This is a genomic window from Polaribacter sp. BAL334 (assembly GCF_015767435.1).
Taxonomy (GTDB): Bacteria; Bacteroidota; Bacteroidia; order Flavobacteriales; family Flavobacteriaceae; genus Polaribacter.
In genome coordinates this window covers 1-337 of record NZ_JADWOV010000048.1, presented here as the reverse complement: position 1 = coordinate 337, position 337 = coordinate 1, and the positions used below count along the sequence as shown (strand labels likewise).

The window sequence follows — 337 nt, the reverse complement described above, 5'->3', positions numbered from 1 at the left end:
CTTGTTGTAGTTGCACTTTCATTTGGCCAAGGAACTAGAGCTGAAGCTTCTCCTAAATCTGCGATTAATTGTTTGTAAATAATATCTCTACTTGATTTTTCAATATAAATTGTCTCTGAATTTATTGGCTCAAAACGTGCTGGAACATCACCCCAAGCTTTGATAAGATCACTGTAATAAAGAGCTCTTAAAGTTAACGCTTCTCCTAATAATTGCCCTAATTCATTCCCAGGTTCTGGATTTCCATATTGACGAATACCTCTTATACAAATATTTGCTCTTTCAATTCCTAAATAAATCATAGCCCAAGAACTATTATTTACATTCATTTGAAGAT

Annotated in this window: 1 protein-coding gene; it reads right to left on the bottom strand. The window is 33.2% G+C overall.

Going from position 1 to position 337, the window contains the following annotated elements:
* Positions 1 to 337: RagB/SusD family nutrient uptake outer membrane protein (locus tag IU405_RS00260; RefSeq protein ID WP_197436667.1), on the bottom strand; the 337-nt coding region annotated here is incomplete at both ends.